The 15,881-nt window shown below is 74.1% G+C and carries 11 protein-coding genes and 2 pseudogenes; 7 read left to right on the top strand and 6 right to left on the bottom strand.

Annotated features, from left to right (window positions below; all coding sequences use genetic code 11):
• Nucleotides 1-40: 40 nt before the first annotated feature.
• The 3 genes and pseudogenes from CNX65_RS21895 to CNX65_RS38210 form a co-directional block, all read right to left on the bottom strand.
• Nucleotides 41-2,458, bottom strand: coding sequence for an SdrD B-like domain-containing protein (locus CNX65_RS21895; RefSeq protein ID WP_157767776.1), 2,418 nt, complete (start codon nt 2,456-2,458; stop codon nt 41-43).
• Between the two features lie 117 nt (nt 2,459-2,575).
• Nucleotides 2,576-2,938, bottom strand: a pseudogene (locus tag CNX65_RS21890) ((2Fe-2S)-binding protein); the annotation flags it as partial.
• 585 nt (nt 2,939-3,523) lie between these two features.
• Nucleotides 3,524-3,982, bottom strand: a pseudogene (locus CNX65_RS38210) (molybdopterin cofactor-binding domain-containing protein); the annotation flags it as partial.
• A 163-nt stretch (nt 3,983-4,145) separates the two neighbouring features.
• Here CNX65_RS38210 and CNX65_RS21880 point away from each other — a divergent pair.
• A complete protein-coding gene (locus CNX65_RS21880; protein ID WP_096495443.1) occupies nt 4,146-4,634 on the top strand; it encodes a TetR/AcrR family transcriptional regulator in 489 nt (162 codons plus the stop codon).
• Between the two features lie 6 nt (nt 4,635-4,640).
• On the opposite strand, the gene CNX65_RS21875 is transcribed toward CNX65_RS21880, so the two are convergent.
• Both CNX65_RS21875 and CNX65_RS21870 read right to left on the bottom strand, forming a co-directional pair.
• Complete coding sequence (locus tag CNX65_RS21875; protein WP_096495442.1) at nt 4,641-6,806, bottom strand: 3-hydroxyacyl-CoA dehydrogenase NAD-binding domain-containing protein; 2,166 nt, start codon at nt 6,804-6,806, stop codon at nt 4,641-4,643.
• Between the two features lie 44 nt (nt 6,807-6,850).
• Complete coding sequence (locus tag CNX65_RS21870) at nt 6,851-8,095, bottom strand: acetyl-CoA C-acetyltransferase (protein ID WP_198320527.1); 1,245 nt, start codon at nt 8,093-8,095, stop codon at nt 6,851-6,853.
• 209 nt (nt 8,096-8,304) lie between these two features.
• On the opposite strand from CNX65_RS21870, the gene CNX65_RS21865 reads away from it, so the two are divergent.
• The 5 genes from CNX65_RS21865 to CNX65_RS21845 all read left to right on the top strand — a co-directional run bounded on the left by CNX65_RS21865 (nt 8,305) and on the right by CNX65_RS21845 (nt 13,387).
• Nucleotides 8,305-10,110 (top strand): AMP-dependent synthetase/ligase, encoded by a 1,806-nt coding sequence (locus tag CNX65_RS21865; protein WP_096495440.1) that lies wholly within the window; start codon nt 8,305-8,307, stop codon nt 10,108-10,110.
• A 48-nt stretch (nt 10,111-10,158) separates the two neighbouring features.
• Complete coding sequence (locus CNX65_RS21860; RefSeq protein WP_177154301.1) at nt 10,159-10,779, top strand: TetR/AcrR family transcriptional regulator; 621 nt, start codon at nt 10,159-10,161, stop codon at nt 10,777-10,779.
• A 33-nt stretch (nt 10,780-10,812) separates the two neighbouring features.
• Nucleotides 10,813-11,955: an acyl-CoA dehydrogenase family protein gene (locus tag CNX65_RS21855; RefSeq protein ID WP_096495439.1), complete on the top strand. Its 1,143-nt coding sequence runs from the start codon at nt 10,813-10,815 to the stop codon at nt 11,953-11,955.
• 11 nt (nt 11,956-11,966) lie between these two features.
• Nucleotides 11,967-12,944 (top strand): NAD(P)H-dependent flavin oxidoreductase, encoded by a 978-nt coding sequence (locus tag CNX65_RS21850; protein WP_177154300.1) that lies wholly within the window; start codon nt 11,967-11,969, stop codon nt 12,942-12,944.
• Nucleotides 12,945-13,087: 143 nt separating this feature from the next.
• Nucleotides 13,088-13,387, top strand: coding sequence for a hypothetical protein (locus CNX65_RS21845; RefSeq protein ID WP_096495438.1), 300 nt, complete (start codon nt 13,088-13,090; stop codon nt 13,385-13,387).
• 100 nt (nt 13,388-13,487) lie between these two features.
• Here the strand turns inward: CNX65_RS21845 and CNX65_RS21840 are convergent, their stop codons facing one another.
• Complete coding sequence (locus tag CNX65_RS21840; protein WP_096495437.1) at nt 13,488-14,228, bottom strand: class I SAM-dependent methyltransferase; 741 nt, start codon at nt 14,226-14,228, stop codon at nt 13,488-13,490.
• A gap of 301 nt (nt 14,229-14,529) precedes the next feature.
• Here CNX65_RS21840 and CNX65_RS21835 point away from each other — a divergent pair, with 301 nt between their 5' ends.
• Nucleotides 14,530-15,822, top strand: a complete 1,293-nt coding sequence (locus tag CNX65_RS21835) for a nucleotide disphospho-sugar-binding domain-containing protein (protein WP_096495436.1) — start codon at nt 14,530-14,532, stop codon at nt 15,820-15,822.
• The last annotated feature ends 59 nt before the right edge of the window (nt 15,823-15,881 follow it).

Here is a 15,881-nt window from a genome sequence, read left to right as displayed (position 1 = left end):
CGCCGCCAGGGCCCACGTCGGCGCGCCACGCCTCGGCGGGTCAGCGGCGGCGGGGAGCGCGGTGGCGGCCCGGTGGCGCGGGGCGGGTGGTCACGAGCAGGGTCGCGCCCGCGGTCATCAGCACCAGCGCGGCCAGCAGCAGGAGCCGGGCCGGGCGACCGGTGGTGGCCAGGGGGTCCTCCGGGCGAGCGGGCAGCGCGGTGGGCGGTTCCGGCGCGGGCTCGCCGGTCGTGCCGGTCGGCTGCGGTGCGGCGATTCCCGTGGTGGCGATGGGTTCCGCGGGTGTGGTGGGTGGGGACGTGGTGGTCGCCGGTGTGGTGACGGGTGGTGCGGTCGCGGTGGCCGGGAGCGTGGTCGTCGTGACGGGCGCGGCGGGTGGGGAGATCATCGGGCTGGCCGCGCCGTTGTTGTCCGGGTTGTCGTCCGGCGCGCCGTCGAACAGCGCCACCTCCGCCCGTGCGGCTTCGGGGGAGACCGGCTCGGTCACCACCGCGGTGACCAGCAGCAGCGGGTAGGAACCGCCCGGCGCGACCTCGGACGGCTCGGTGCACGAGAGCTGCCTGCCGAACGCGTCGCAGAACCAGCCGCCCAGGTCCACCCGCGGGGCGCCCAGTTCGTACTCCAAGCCCCTGGGGACGGTGAGGGCGACCCGCGCGCCCGTGACGGTCGTGGTGCCCACGTTGGTGACCGCGGTGGTGAAGACGACGCGCTCGCCCACGTCCGGGGACAGGGTGTCCGCGTCTACTGACACGGCCAGATCGGTGACCTGGGGAGTGGTGGTCGGGGGAGTGGTGACCGGTGATTCCGTGGTCGTGGTGACCGGTGGCTCGGTGGTTGTGGTGACCGGTGGCTCGGTGGTCGTGCTGGTCGGTTCTGTGGTGATGACGGGCGGTTCGGTGGTCGTCGTGACCGGCGCCGCCGTCGAGGTCGTCATCGGGGCGCCGTAGAGGTCGTTGTTCGCGCGGGTCTTCTCCTCCGCCTCCGCGCCGTAACCGCTCGTGTCGGCCAACCCCGTCCGCGAGTAAGCGCTCTCCGCCGTCATCGCCCCGTCCACCACCGCCCGCAGCACGAACGGCGGGAACGACTCGCCCGGCGCGGCCGTCCCGGTCTGGTAGCAGTAGACCACCGTGGGATCGACCTGGCAGTACCCGTTCCACCCCACCCCCGAGGCCGCCGTGGCCCGCAGCGCCCCCGGCAGCCACAGGTGCACCATCGCCCCGTCCTGCGGCGCGCGCCCCACGTTGGTGATCACCGACGTGAACACGACCTCCTGCCCCACCACCGGATTCGCGTCGTCCACGTCGAACGAGGTCAGCTCCAGGTCCTTGGCGTTGTGGTGCAGCCCCGCGTCGAGGTCCATGTCCTGGGTGATCCCGCTGTCCACCACCTGCACCCGCACGTCCCGCGTGTTCCCGGAGCTCTGCTGGTTCCCGTCCTCGTGGAACACCGACGACCCGGTCGCCGCCGTCCCCCGCCCACGCGGGGAGAACACCATCCCCTCCGGCCGGTACACCTTCAGGTAGTACAGGTCCTCGTCCAGGTCCACGAAGAAGTACCGCCCGTACTCGTTCGTGGTCGCCGTCGCCACCAGCCCGCCGAACACCCGGTGCAGCTCGACCTTGATCCCCGGAATCCCGTTCTCCTCCGGGTCCTGCACCCCGTCCTCGTCCGAGTCCAGCCACACGTAGTCCCCGAGCGCGCCCTTCTGCATCCCGAAGTCCACGTGCCCGCCCTCCCCGGCGGGCAGGGTGAACGCCACCGACGTCGGCGTGGCCGCCCCGTACCCGGCGGGCAGGGTCGCGCGCACGACGTAGTCGCCCGGCGCCACGCCGTCGAAGCCGTATGCCCCCGAGCCGTCGGTGGTCGTGCTCGCCACCGGCGTCTCGTCCGACCTCAGCAGCACCACCGCCACCGACCCCAACCGGCCGGGCTCGTCGTCGTCGATCACCCCGTCGCTGTCCGCGTCGACCCACGCCGTCCCGGTCAGCGCGCCGCGCCGCATCCCGAACAGCGACCCGGTGGACGCGTACCCGTCGATCACCGTCACGTACGACAGCTGGTTCGGCGCGGTCACCGTGCCGCCGCCGTTGCCGGTGGTGATCCTCCCGTCCGCGTAGGCCGCGGGGCGCGGCACGGTGATCGTGTGGTCACCGCTCTCCAGCCCGGTCACGGTGAACGTCCCGCCCGCGTCCGTCGTCACCGTCCGGCTCACCGCGCACGCGGGCTGCTCGGCGGGCGGGCACGAGTAGCGGGTGCCCGTCACGCGCACCACCAGCCCGGCGATGCCCGGCTCCCCACCGCCCTGGGCGCCGTTGTCGTCGTCGTCCCGGTACACCTGCCCGGTGAGCGACCCGGTGGCCGCCCGCGCGCCCGGCAGGTCCCACCACACGACGGCGAGCAGCAGCGCGAGCACCGCGCACACCACGCCGAGGCGGCGCGCGCCACGACCGGCCGACATCACCCGACCCCCGTTCCCACCGGCGTCCTCCACGAGGAATGTCCGCCTGGACCGGGGCGCGGCGCAGCCCCCGAGCGGCAGGTGAACCGGTCCGGGCGAAGCGGGCCGGTTCAAACCTCACCCGGTCGGGAAGCCCTGGTCGGGTGAGTCCCGCATGGCCTCGCCACCGGCGCGGATCGCCTCGCGGATGCGCGGGTAGGCGCCGCACCGGCACACGTTCCGGATGCCGTCCAGGTCCGCGTCGGTCACCGCGCGCCCCTCGGCCGCGACCCGCCGGACCAGCGCCACCGCCGCCATGATCTGCCCCGGCTGGCAGTAGCCGCACTGGGAGACGTCCAGGTCCAGCCACGCCCGCTGCATCGGGTGCAGCCCGCCCTCGCCCGCGAGGCCCTCGATCGTGGTCACCTCGTCCTCGGGCCCCAGCGCGCCCACCGGCACCGAGCACGGCGTCACCGCGCGGCCGTTCAGGTGGCTCGGGCACGGGGTCTCCTCGGGGCAGGGGGTCACTCGGCGCCGTCGTCGGGCGGCGCGGGCACGGGTGGCACGGGTCGGCTTCGGCGTGAACGACAGGGCACCGTGGTTGATCGGGAACACCGTCGGGTCCGTCCCCGTGGCCCGCGCGTACGCGCACGCCACCGCCGCCAGCACCGCCGCCTCCGACCGGGCGCCCACCGGGTCGGGCCGCCACGTCACCCGCAGCGCCCGCACGGCGTCGACGCACTGCCCGAAGGTCTGCGCCCGCACCGCGACCCCGGTCGACACCGCCGCGACGTCCGTGACGCCCGGCATCGCCCGAACCTGCGCCACGTTGTCCACAGTGGACACCCGGCCGTTGGTGGTCGGCGGGCGGCACACCGTGGTCGGCTTCGCGCCCGGCGCGTCCAGGTCCATCGTGAACCGCTTGCGCCCGGTCACCGCGTCCAGCGCGTCCACGCGCGTGCGGGGCGTGCCGATGACGCGGAAGTCCTCGTCCGGCTTGAGGGTCACCGCCACCCGCGCCGTCCGGTCGGCGGCGGCGACGGCGGACAGCTCGCCGATGCCGACCCGCCTCCCGGACGACGCGGTGACCAGTCCCCCGGAGAGGACCAGCGCGGCGGCGGGCGCGCCGAGCACGCCCGCCGCCGCGTCCAGCAGCCTGCTCCGGGCGGTGGCCGCGGCCACCCGCATCGGCAGGTAGGTGGCGATGGTGGTGTTGGAGCCGCCGGTGAGCTGGTTGAACAGCAGCTCGGGGCGCGCGTCGGCCAGGGTGACCCGCACCCGCTCCAGCGGCACGTCCAGCTCCTCGGCGATCAGCATCGCGGTGGAGGTCGTGACGCCCTGCCCGACCTCGGTCCTGGGCAGCGCGAACGACACCACGCCGTCCGCGCCCACCAGCCGGGTCTTCACCGCCTCCACCACGATCGACCCGCTGCCGGTCCACGAGCGCACCGCCAGGTTCACGCGCGGCACCTCGCCCCGCCGCACCACCGACGTGCCCAGCGCGCCACCCGCGATCACCAACCCCCGCCTGCCCGGTCCACCCATCGCCGCGAACTCCTCGTCGAGTCCCGAAACCGCACCGCCTAATACGCTGAAACACGATTTGTATCCGTGTACCTCACGGGGAAGCGCGCTCCGGGGGGCGAGCACCAGACCCCAACGCCGGAACGCGCCTCCTGAATCGTGCCGACGGACAGCGGAGGCGCCCGTGGAACCCGTGCTGTCCGCTCCCGTGGGGCCCGACGAATCCCGCTCGCTGCTCGACGCCGCGCACGACCGGTTCTGCCGCACGGGCGTCAAGCGCTCCACCACGGCGGACGTGGCGAAGCTGGCCGGGCTGTCCCGGATCACCCTCCACCGCCGCTTCGCCACCAAGGACGCGCTGTTCGAACAGGTGGTGCGGCGCGAGTTCCGGCGCTACTTCGACCGGTTCGCCGCCGACGTGAGCAAGGCCGAGACCGTGCAGGACCGGGTCGTGGAGGGCTTCGCAGGCTCGCTGCGCGCCATCAGGGACAACCCGCTCATCGGCGGCCTGATGTCCACCGAGCCGGACGCGGTCCTGCCGTCCGTGCTCTTCGACGGCGGGCGCACCCTGGCCGTGGTGCGGCAGTTCGTCGCCGGGCGGCTGCGCGCCGAGCAGCGCGCGGTGGCCCGGCGGTTCCTGGTGCCGATGCTCGAACCCCCGCGCACACCCTGAAAGCCGCTACTCGTACCGCTCGCCGCGCTCCGCCTTGCCCACCACCGACTCCGGCGGGCTGAACCGCTCGCCGTACGCCGCCGCCAGCTCCCGCGCCCGCGCCACGAACCCGGCCAGCCCGCCGGGGTAGCCGTTGGCGTACTGGAGCACCCCGCCGGTCCACGCCGGGAACCCGATGCCCAGCACCGACCCGACGTTCGCGTCCGGCACCGACCGCAGCACGCCCTCGTCCAGGCACCGGATGGCGTCCAGCGACTCGGCGAACAGCATCCGCTCCTGCACGTCCCGGAACGGGATCTCCGCGCCCTCGCGGGTGAAGTGCTCCCGGAGCCCCTGCCACAGCCCGACCCGCTCGCCGTCCGCGTACTCGTAGAACCCGGCCCCGCTGGAGCGCCCACCACGTCCGAACTCGTCGATCATCCGGTCCACCACGGCCTCCGCGCCGTGCTCGACCCACTCGCCGCCTGCCGCCAGCACCGCGGCCTTGGTCTCCTGCCGGATCTTGCGCGGCAGGGTCAGCGTCAGCTCGTCCATCAACCGCAGCGGAGGCGCCGGGTACCCGGCCTGCGACCCGGCCTGCTCGACGGTCACCGGGTCCACGCCCTCGCCGACCATCGCCACGGCCTCGTCCACGAACCGCCCGATGACCCGGCTGGTGAAGAACCCCCGGCTGTCGTCGACCACGATCGGCGTCTTGCCGATCTGCCTGGCGATGTCCACCGCCTTGGCCACGGTGTGCTCACTGGTCCGCTCCCCGACCACGATCTCCAGCAGCGGCATCTTGTCCACCGGCGAGAAGAAGTGCAGCCCGATGAAGTCCTCCTGCCGCGTCACGCCCTCGGCCAGGCCGGTGATCGGCAGCGTGGAGGTGTTGGACCCGAGCACCGCGTCCGCCGCGACCACGGCCTCGACCTCGGCGAACACCTTGTGCTTGAGGCCCTGGTCCTCGAACACCGCCTCGATCACCAGGTCGCACCCGGCCAGGTCCGCCACGTCCGCGGTCGGGGTGATCCGCGCCAGCAGCTCGTCCCCGCGCTCCCGACTGCTCTTCCCGCGCGCCACGGCCTTGTCCACCAGCTTCGCGGAGTAGCCCTTGCCGCGCTCGGCCGCCTCGGCCGTGACGTCCTTGAGCACGACCTCCAGCCCGCCCCGCGCGCAGGAGTAGGCGATGCCCGCGCCCATCATGCCCGCGCCCAGCACCGCGACCTTGCGCGCGGTGTGCGGCGGGTAGCCCTGCGGCCGGTTGCCGCCGGAGTTGACGTGCTGCGTGTCGTAGAAGAACGCCCGCATCATGTTCTTCGAGACCTGGCCGATCATCAGCTCGACCAGGTAAGCGGTTTCCACGCGCTGCCCCGACTCGAAGTCGAGCTGCGCGCTCTCCACCGCCGCCGCCAGGACGTTGCGCGGCGCGGGCAGGGGAGCGCCCTTGACCTGCTTGCGCAGGTTCGCCGCGAACGCGGGCAGCAGCGCCGCGACCTTCGGGCTCGTCGGCGACCCGCCGGGCATCCGGTAGCCCTCGGCGTCCCACGGCTGCACCGCGTCCGGGTTGGCCAGCACCCACGCCCGCGCCTTGGCCAGCAGCTCCTCGCGGCTGGACGCCAGCTCGTCCACCAGCCCCAGCTCCAAGGCCTCCGCAGGCTTGTACCGCTGGCCCTGCAACAACACCCGCGTGAGCGCCTTCTGCAACCCCAGCAGCCGCACCGTCCGGCTGACCCCGCCGCAGCCGGGCAGCAGCCCCAACGTCACCTCCGGCAGCCCGATGCGGCTGTCCGGCACGTCGAGCGCGATCCGGTGGTGGCAGGCCAGCGCGATCTCCAGACCGCCGCCCAGCGCCGACCCGTTCACCGCCGCCACCACCGGCCTGCCCAGCGTCTCCAGCATCCGCAGCTGCGCCTTGAGCACCGCGCACACCTCGGTGAGCGCCTCGGCGTCCTCGGGCTCGGCCCTGCTCATGAACCCGACGTCGCCGCCCGCGAAGAAGCTCTTCTTCGCCGAGGTCAGCACCACGCCGGTGATGCCGTCCCGCTCGGCCTCCAGCCGCGTGACGACGGCCTCCATCGACGTCCGGTAGGCCGGGTTCATCGTGTTGACCGGGTGGTCCGGGTCGTCCATCGTCAGCACGACGACCCCGTCCTCGCCCCGCTCCCACCCGATCATGTCCTGCTCCCGCATCGGTGCTCCTTCCCGGCTCGCGGGGTCCTGGGGGTGCGGCGCGCTCACACGCGCTCGATCACGGTGGCGATGCCGATGCCGCCGCCCGCGCACAGGGTCACCACGGCCCGCCGCGCGTCGCGCCGCTCCAGCTCGTCCACGACGGTGCCGACGAGCATCGCCCCGGTCGCGCCCAGCGGGTGGCCCATGGCGATCGCGCCGCCGTTGACGTTGACCTTGTCCCACGGCAGGTCCAGGTCCTTGGCGTAGCGCAGCACCACCGCCGCGAACGCCTCGTTGATCTCGAACAGGTCGATGTCGTCCACCGCCAACCCCGCCAGCGCCAGGGCTTTCCGCGTCGCGGGCGCCGGACCGGTCAGCATGATCGTCGGATCGGCCCCGCTCACGGCGGCGGCCACCACGCGGGCGCGCGGGGTCAGCCCCAGCTCGCGCCCGGCCCGCTCGGAGCCGACCAGCACCAGCGCCGCCCCGTCCACCACGCCGGAGGAGTTGCCCGGCGTGTGCACGTGCTCGATCCGCTCGACCCGGTGGTACTTCTGCAGCGCCACCGCGTCGAACCCGCCCGCCTCGCCGATCGCGGCGAACGAGGGCCTCAGCCCGGCCAGCGCCTCCGGCGTCGTGGACGGCCGGGGGTGCTCGTCCTCGGCCAGCACGGTCACCCCGTTGCGGTCCTTGACCGGTGCCACGGACTTCGCGAAATACCCGCCGCTCCACGCCGCCGCCGCGAGCCGCTGCGAGCGCAGCGCGTAGTCGTCGACGTCGGCGCGCGAGAAGCCCTCTATGGTGGCGATCAGGTCGGCGCTCACGCCCTGCGGCACGAACGGGATGTCGTACGCGGTCTCCGGGTCGGTGGCCATCGGCCCGCCGTCGGAGCCCATCGGCACCCGCGACATCGACTCCACGCCACCGGCCAGCACCAGCTGCTCCCAGCCGCCCCTGACCTTCTGCGCGGCCAGGTTCACCGCCTCCAACCCCGAGGCGCAGTACCGGTTGAGCTGGAACCCGGCGACCTCGTCGGGCAGCCCGGCCACCAGCGCGGCGGTCTTGCCCAGGTTCATGCCCTGGTCGCCGACCGGGGTGACCACGCCGAGCACGACGTCGTCGATCCGGGCGGGATCGAGGCCGGGGTGCCTGGCGCCGACCTCCCGGATCAGCCCGGCCACCAGCGACACCGGTTTGACGTGGTGCAGCGCGCCGCCGCGACCCTTGCCCCTCGGGGTGCGGATCGCGTCGTAGATGAATGCCTCGCTCACTGTGCTCGCACTCCCTCCCCGCCGGCGACAGCGCATCCCCGGCTCCCCGATACTGGCAGTTGTTGACGAAGTGTCAATAGTGCGGCCGGGGGAGCAAACTGCTGGCTGATAGTGCTTTTGAGCCTCTGGATCGATGTCGAAGGCGACAACCGGAGGACTCTTGTTGACACATCGGCAACAAGCGGGCCAGGGTGGAGGTCGCTCCGGGAAGCCCGCACGAGGTCCGCGATGGAGGGGAACCCGACGTGACGACCACAGCAGAGCCGCTGCACGAGTCCGCGCAGGAGTCGACGATCACCCGGCTGCTCCGGCGCGACGCCGAGCGGTTCCCCGACCACCCCGCGCTCACCTCCGGCGGGACCACCCTGACCTGGTCGCGGCTGCGCGCCGAGGTCGCCACCCTCACCAGGGGCCTGGCCGCGCTGGGCGTGCGCCGGGGCGACCGGGTGCTCATCGCCATGTCCAAGCGCCCCGAGCACTGGATCGCCGACCTGGCCGCCGTGCACCTGGGCGCGCTGCCGTGCAGCACCTACGACACGCTCAGCACCGAGCAGGTCGGCCACATCGCCAGGCACAGCAACGCCTCCACCCTCGTCCTGGAGGGCGCGGAGCAGCTCGCCCGCTGGCGGCCGGTGCTGGACGACCTGCCGAACCTGCGCACCGTCGTCGTGCTCGACCCGGCCGCGCTGCCGCCCGGCGACCCGCGCTTCGTCGGCTACGCCGAGCTGCGCGGCGAGCCCACCACCCCCGACGCCGCGTTCGAAGCGCTCACCGACGCGGTCGGCCCCACCTGGCCGCTCACCCTCGTCTACACCTCCGGCACCACCGGCGACCCCAAGGGCGTCGTGCTCTCGCACCGCAACGCCGTCTACGAGTCCCTCGCGCAGGAGCACCTCGTGCCCGGCCCCGAGCACCCCAGGACCGTGGCCTACCTGCCCATGGCGCACATCGCCGAGCGCGTCCTCGGCGTCTACCTGCCGATCTGCAACGCCGGGCACGTCACCACCTGCCCCGACCCCAAGCAGCTCCTGCCCGCGCTGCTCGCCGTCCGTCCACACGGGATGTTCGGCGTGCCGAGGGTGTGGGAGAAGCTGGTCACCGGTCTGCGCGCCACGCTCGCCGCGCTGCCGCCCGAGCACGCCGCCCCCGTCGAGGCCGCCCGCCGCGCCGTCTTCGAGGCGCACCGGCTGCGCGCCGAGGGCGCCGAGGTCCCCGCCGACCTGGCCGAGCGCGCCCGCCACCTGGACGACGCCGTGCTGCGCCCGATCCGCGCCGCCATCGGCCTGGACGAGTGCGTGCGCGCCTACAGCGGCGCAGCCCCGATCCCGGTGCCGGTGCTGGAGTTCCTGGCGGGCCTGGGACTTCCCGTGCTGGAGGTGTGGGGCCTGTCCGAGACCACCGGCGCCGCCACCGTCAGCACCCCGGAGCGGTTCGCCACCGGCGCGGTCGGCGCGGCCGTGCCCGGCGTGGAGGTGGCGGTGGCCGAGGACGGCGAACTGCTCGTGCGCGGACCCGTCGTCTGCGAGGGCTACCTGCGCGCCGACGGCGGCATCGACCCGGTCACCGACGGCGACGGCTGGCTGCGCACCGGCGACGTCGGCGCGATCGACGACCGCGGCCTGGTCACGATCACCGACCGCAAGAAGGAGCTGATCATCACCGACGGCGGCAAGAACATCGCGCCCACCAAGGTCGAGGCCCTGCTGCGCGCCCACCCGCTGGTCGGCCAGGCCGTCGTGATCGGCGACCGCCGCCCGTACCTGACCGCGCTCCTGGTCCTGGACGAGGACGCCGCCCCCGCCTGGGCCGCCGCGCACGGCATCACCACCGGCTTGCCCGAGCTGGCCGGGCACCCCGACGTGCTGGCCGCGCTCGACCACGCCGTCGCGGAGGCCAACGCGCCCCTGTCGCGCGCCGAGCAGGTCAAGGCGCACCGCGTCCTGCCTGGCCCGTGGACCGCCGAGTCCGGCGAGCTGACCCCCAAGCTCAGCCTGCGCCGCAAGGCCGTCGCCGAGCTGCACGCGGCGACCATCGACTCGATGTACACATAGCACCGGCAGAGGTGGCTGGACCTTTTCACGGAAGAGCGGGTGGTCGGCATGGCCGGGCAGCACCAGGCGCAGCGGCGCCGGATGGAACCGGACGCCAGGCGGGCGCAGATCCTCGCCGCCGCGCGCAAGCTCTTCGGCGCGCGCGGCTACGCGGGCGTGGCGACCGCGGACATCGCCGCCGAGGCGGGGGTGGCCCGCGCCCTGATCAACCACTACTTCACCGGCAAGCGCGGCCTGTACCTGGAGGTGGTGCGCCAGATGATGGTCATCCCCGCCTCCGTGTCCGAGCGCCTGCCGCGCACCACCCCCGAGGAGCGCGTGTCGATCTGCGTCGACCGGTGGCTGGAGGTCGTCGAGCGCAACCGGGAGATGTGGCTGTCCGCCATCAACCTGGAGGCCATCGGCGGCGACCCGGAGATCGACCGGATCATGCTGGAGGCCGACGAGATCGCCACCGACCGGGTGCTGGAAGCCGCGCTCATGACGGACGTGGTGGACGGCCGGGAGAAGCTGCGGGCGCTGGTGCGCGCGCACGGCGCGATGCTCAAGGCCGCCTCCAGGGAGTGGCTCGTGCGCGGCTCCCTCAGCCGCGCGGACCTGCACGTGCTGCTGACCAGGACCGTCCTGCACCTGGTGGACGAGGTCTTCCCGGCCGTCCGGGACGAGTAGCAGGAAACCCCGCCCTGAACAGGAGTGCACGCCATGCCCCGAGCACTGACCGACGAGCGCCGCGACCTGGTCGCCGCGGTCGCCGACTTCTGCCGCCGCGAGTGCGGGACCAAGGAGCAGCGGGACAAGCTGACCGAGAACGGCAGGGAACCGCACAACCAGCGGCTGTACGAGAAGATGGCCGACCTCGGCTGGCTCGGCATCGCCATCCCCGAGGAGCACGGCGGCGCCGGGCTGGGCATGGTGGACCTGTGCCTGTTCCTGGAGGAGAGCTCCTACGGGCTCGCCCCCATCAGCGGTTTCGGCACCACCATCATCACCGCCGCCGCCTACGAGAGGTTCGGCACCGAGGAGCAGAAGCGCGCCGTCCTCGGCGGCGTGGTGCGCGGCCGGGTCGAGGCGGTGTCGATGTCCGAGCCGGGCGCCGGGTCCGACGTGGGCGCGCTGACCTGCCGGGCCGACAAGGTCGACGGCGGGTACCTGGTCAACGGCCAGAAGACCTGGTGCTCCAACGCCCACTTCGCCGACCACGTCCTGCTCATCGCCAGGACCGCCAAGGACCGGGGCAAGCACGGCGGCCTGACCCAGTTCATGGTGCCCGCCGACGCCGAGGGCCTGCGGATCAGCGGCATCGAGACCATGGGCGGGCGCGAGGTCAACGACCTGTACTTCACCGACTGCTTCCTGCCCGACTCGGCCGTCGTCGGCGTGCCCGGCCAGGGCTGGGCGCAGCTGATGGCCGGGCTCAACCTGGAGCGGATGATCCTGGCCGCGCTCATGCTCGGCGTCGCCAGGCGGGCGTTCGACGACACCCTCGCCTACGTGCGCCAGCGCGAGCAGTTCGGCAGGCCGGTCGGCTCGTTCCAGGCGCTGAAGCACCGGATCGCGGACATGGCCGTGGAGCTGGAGTGCGCGCGGCTGCTGCTCGACGACGTCGCCGCGACCATCGACGCCAACCCCGGCGAGGTGTTCGCGCGCGAGGCGTCCATGGCCAAGCTCAAGTGCACCGAGCTGGCCAAGCACTTCGCGCTGGAGGGGATGCAGATGCTCGGCGGCTACGGCTACGCCACCGAGTACGGCATGGAGTCGCTGCTGCGGTCCGCCGTCGTGTCCACTGTGTACGGTGGGACGAGCGAGATCCAGCGCGACATCATCGGCAAGACCTACGGGCTGTAGAGGGGGAAGCGTTGCTGCGGACGAGGTTCACCGAGCTGTTCGGCGTGCGGCACCCGATCGTGCAAGGCGGGATGCAGTGGGTCGGCCGGGCCGAGCTGGTCGCGGCCGTCGCGGAGGCCGGGGCGCTGGGCTTCCTGACCGCGCTGACCCAGCCGACCCCGGAGGCGCTGACCGCCGAGATCGCGCGCTGCCGCGAGCTGACCGACCAGCCGTTCGGCGTCAACCTGACGATCCTGCCGTCGATCGACCCGCCCCCGTACGACGAGTACCGGGCGGCGATCGTGGAGTCCGGCGTGAAGATCGTGGAGACGGCCGGGTTCAACCCCGAGGCGCACCTGCCCGGCTTCCACGAGCACGGCGTGAAGGTGCTGCACAAGTGCACCAGCGTGCGGCACGCGCTCAAGGCCGAGCGGATCGGCGTGGACGCGATCAGCATCGACGGCTTCGAGTGCGCCGGGCACCCCGGTGAGGACGACGTCCCCGGCCTGGTGCTGATCCCGGCGGCCACCGCGCGCCTGAGCATCCCGGTGATCGCGTCCGGCGGGTTCACCGACGCCCGCGGCCTGGTCGCCGCGCTCGCCCTGGGCGCGGAGGGCGTGAACATGGGCACCCGGTTCCTGTGCACCCGGGAGGCGCCGGTGCACGAGAAGGTCAAGGCCCGGATCGTGGCGAGCAGCGAGCTGGACACCGAGCTGATCTTCCGCCCCCTGCGCAACACCGCCCGCGTGGCCAGCAACTCGGTCAGCCGCAAGGTGGTCGAGGTGCTGGCCCAGGGCGGCGAGTTCCCGGACGTGCGCGACCTGGTCGCGGGCGCGCGGGGCCGCAAGGTCTTCGAGGACGGCGACCTGGAGGCGGGCATCTGGAGCACCGGCATGGCCCAGGGCCTGATCGACGACGTGCCCACCGTCCGCGAGCTGGTGGACCGCATCGTCACCGAGGCGGAGGCCCTGATCGCAGGCCGCCTGGCAGGCGCGCTGCACCGGGGCTGACCGGAACCGGTCCGGCGCGTGGCGGCGCGCCGGACCGCCCGCGCCCCCACCGCGAACCGTCACGACCACCCGAGCGGCCTTCACCCGAAAAGATCAACGGGGCCTCTCGAACGGATGATCCCCCTCATCCGGATCATGAGCGCGTGACCTCGGAACTGCTGGGCCACCTGTCCGGCCTCCACGACATGGGCGGGGCCGCCACGCTGCGCGACCTGGTCCTGAGCCACCTGGGGCCCAACCCCGGCGACTACGACGTGCCCGGCATCGAGGCCGCCTACCGGGACGCGGTCAACGCGCACCTGGACCAGGTCGGCCTGTTCGTCGACCCCGAGGGCCGCGTCTACGCCGAGGGCAGGGTCGACGACGACATCCAGGAAACCCTCGGCGACGGCTTCCACCGCGTCGACCTCACCCGCCTGGCCGAGCACCACCGCACCCGCTGACCGCCGCGACCCCGGACGGCCAAACCCCGAGCACCCCGGCGCCCGAGCACCCCTCCGCCCGGGCACCCCGGCGCCCAGGCGGCTCACCCCCGGCGCGCCCTCAGCACCGCACCCCCACGAACACCCCCCGCCCGTTCAACCCGCCCGGCACGTGCGCCGCGCTGATCCCCGCCGCCGCGAACGCCGCCAGGTACTCCTCCTCCCCGAACAGCCCCAGCTCCTCCCGCTCGGTGAAGTCCCGGATCCCGCTCGCCTCCGCCACCGTGTACCGCACCGTCGTGCTGGTCGTCCGCCCCCGCCGCACCGAGTGCGACAACCGGCTCACCACCACCCCGTCCCGCTCGACCACCGACCCGCTCACGCACCCCTCCGGGAACCGCTCGGGGAACCACCACGGCTCCACCACCAGCACCCCGCCGTGCACCAGGTGCCGGGCGAAGCACTCCGCGATCGCCCCCAGCTCCGCGAGCGACCGGGCGTGGGCGATCGCGAAGCGCAGGCACGTCACCGCGTCGAACCGCACCCCGAGGTCGAACCCGCGCACGTCCCCGGCGTGCACCGGCACCCCCGGCAGCCGGGCCTCGGCGATCCCGCGCATGGCGGGCGAGGGCTCCACCCCGGCCACCCTGGCGAACCGCGACCCGAACCGCCGCAGGTGCGCCCCCGTCCCGCAGGCCACGTCCAGCAGCGACCCGGCCCACGGGTTGCGCGCCAGCACCAGCTTGGCGACCAGGTCCGCCTCCGCGACCCAGTCCCGCCCGCGCGCGGAGTGCACCACCTCGTAGATCTCCACGTGCTCCCCGACCCCGGCGGGCACCGCCCGGTCAAGCGCCTCGGTCACCTCGAAACTCCTCTCGCCGAAGGGAACCGCCACCGGTGGAGGAGGACCCGCCGGACCGACGCCGGGGGAGAAGTCCGGTGACACGCGGGAAAGCGCTCGCGGAACCCGGCACCCGAGGTGCCCGCCGCGCGCGGAAGCCCGTCATCCCGGTTTTATAGCAGGGGTTTTCCGGACCCCGTCGAACGCGCGTGATCACCTCACTCGAAGGTGTGCCCGCGAAGGCGCGCCCCCGGTCGCGCAATCCGGCGGTCGATATCCTTCGCCCGAATTCGCGGCCACACCACCACGATCGGAGCGGCCAGTGCGAGTCCTGCTCACCGCGCTCCCGGCGCCCTCCCGCTTCCCGCACCTCGTCCCGCTCGCCTGGGCGCTGCGCGCGGCGGGCCACGAGCTCCGCGTCGCCACCCGCCCCGGCGGGACCGGCGCGGTCACCGGGTCCGGGCTCACCCCGGTGGTCGTGGGCCCGCCCGCCCCGGCCGCACCCGCCACTGCCAGCCCCGCCACTGCCAGCCCCGCCACTGCCAGCCCCGCCACTGCCAGTCCCGCCACGACCCCCGCCCCGGACGGCGACCTCCCCGGCGACCTGCCCGGCCTCGCGCTGCTGGACGGCCCGGTGGACGCCCTCGCCGCACGCCTGCCGCCGGTGGACGACGTCGTGGACGACCTGGTCGCGCTCGGCCGCCGCTGGCGCCCGGACCTGGTGGTGTGGGACGCCCGCGACTACTCCGGCCCGGTCCTCGCGCAGGTGCTCGGCGCGCCCAGCGCCCGCGTGCTGCTCGGGCTCGACCTCGTCGGCTGGCACCGAGCCACCCCCGACCGCCCCGACCCGCTCGCCGCCCTGCTCGGCGGCGCGCTCGCCCGGCACGGCGCGGCGCTCACCGAGGAGGTCGCGCTCGGCTCGGTCACCGTCGACCAGCTCCCGCCGTGGATGCGCCTGCCCGTCGACCACGACCACCTGCCCGTCCGGCACGTCCCGCACAGCGCCCCCGCGATCGTCCACGGCCTGCTGCGCGCCGGGCGGGCGGGCCCGAGGGTCTGCGTCCTCCCCGGCCCGGTCGCCGACCCCGCCGAGCGGGACCGCGCCCGCGCCCTGCTGCGCGGCGCGGCCAGGCTCGGCGTCGAGGTGGTCACCGACCTGCCCGCCGGGGAGGCCGCCCGGATCGGCCACCTGCCCGACCACGTGCGCCTGCACCACCCCCTGCCGCTGCACGAGCTCCTCCCCACCTGCGACGCCCTGGTCCACCGGGGCGACGCCGCCGCCGAGGGCGCCGCGATCGCGAATGCCGTGCCGCAGCTGGTCGTCCCCACCCCGCTGTGGGACGAGCCGCGCCGCGCCGACCTGCTGGCCGCGCGCGGCGCCGCGCTGGTCGTGCGCCGCGACCGCCTCACCGAGGGCGCCGTCGCGGACGCGCTGACCCGACTGCTCGGCGAGCCCGCGTTCGCCGAGGCGGCGGCGGTCCTGCACCGGGAGACCCTGGCCGTCCCCAGCCCACACGACCTGGTGCCCGCGCTGGAAGCCCTGGTCACCGAGCGCGCGGCGCTGTCCGCCCCGGCGGCGCGGCCCGCCCGCCCGTCGCGCACGCCGGTCCGCTGATCCACCAAAAGTGTCCGCGCGCGCTCCCACCGGGCCCGAGGCGGCGGGGCGAGGATGCC

Origin of the sequence: Actinosynnema pretiosum, from assembly GCF_002354875.1 — a bacterium.
Taxonomy (GTDB): Bacteria; Actinomycetota; Actinomycetes; order Mycobacteriales; family Pseudonocardiaceae; genus Actinosynnema; species Actinosynnema auranticum.
The sequence above is the reverse complement of the archived record's forward strand: the minus strand, read 5'-3'. Positions and strand labels throughout refer to the sequence as shown.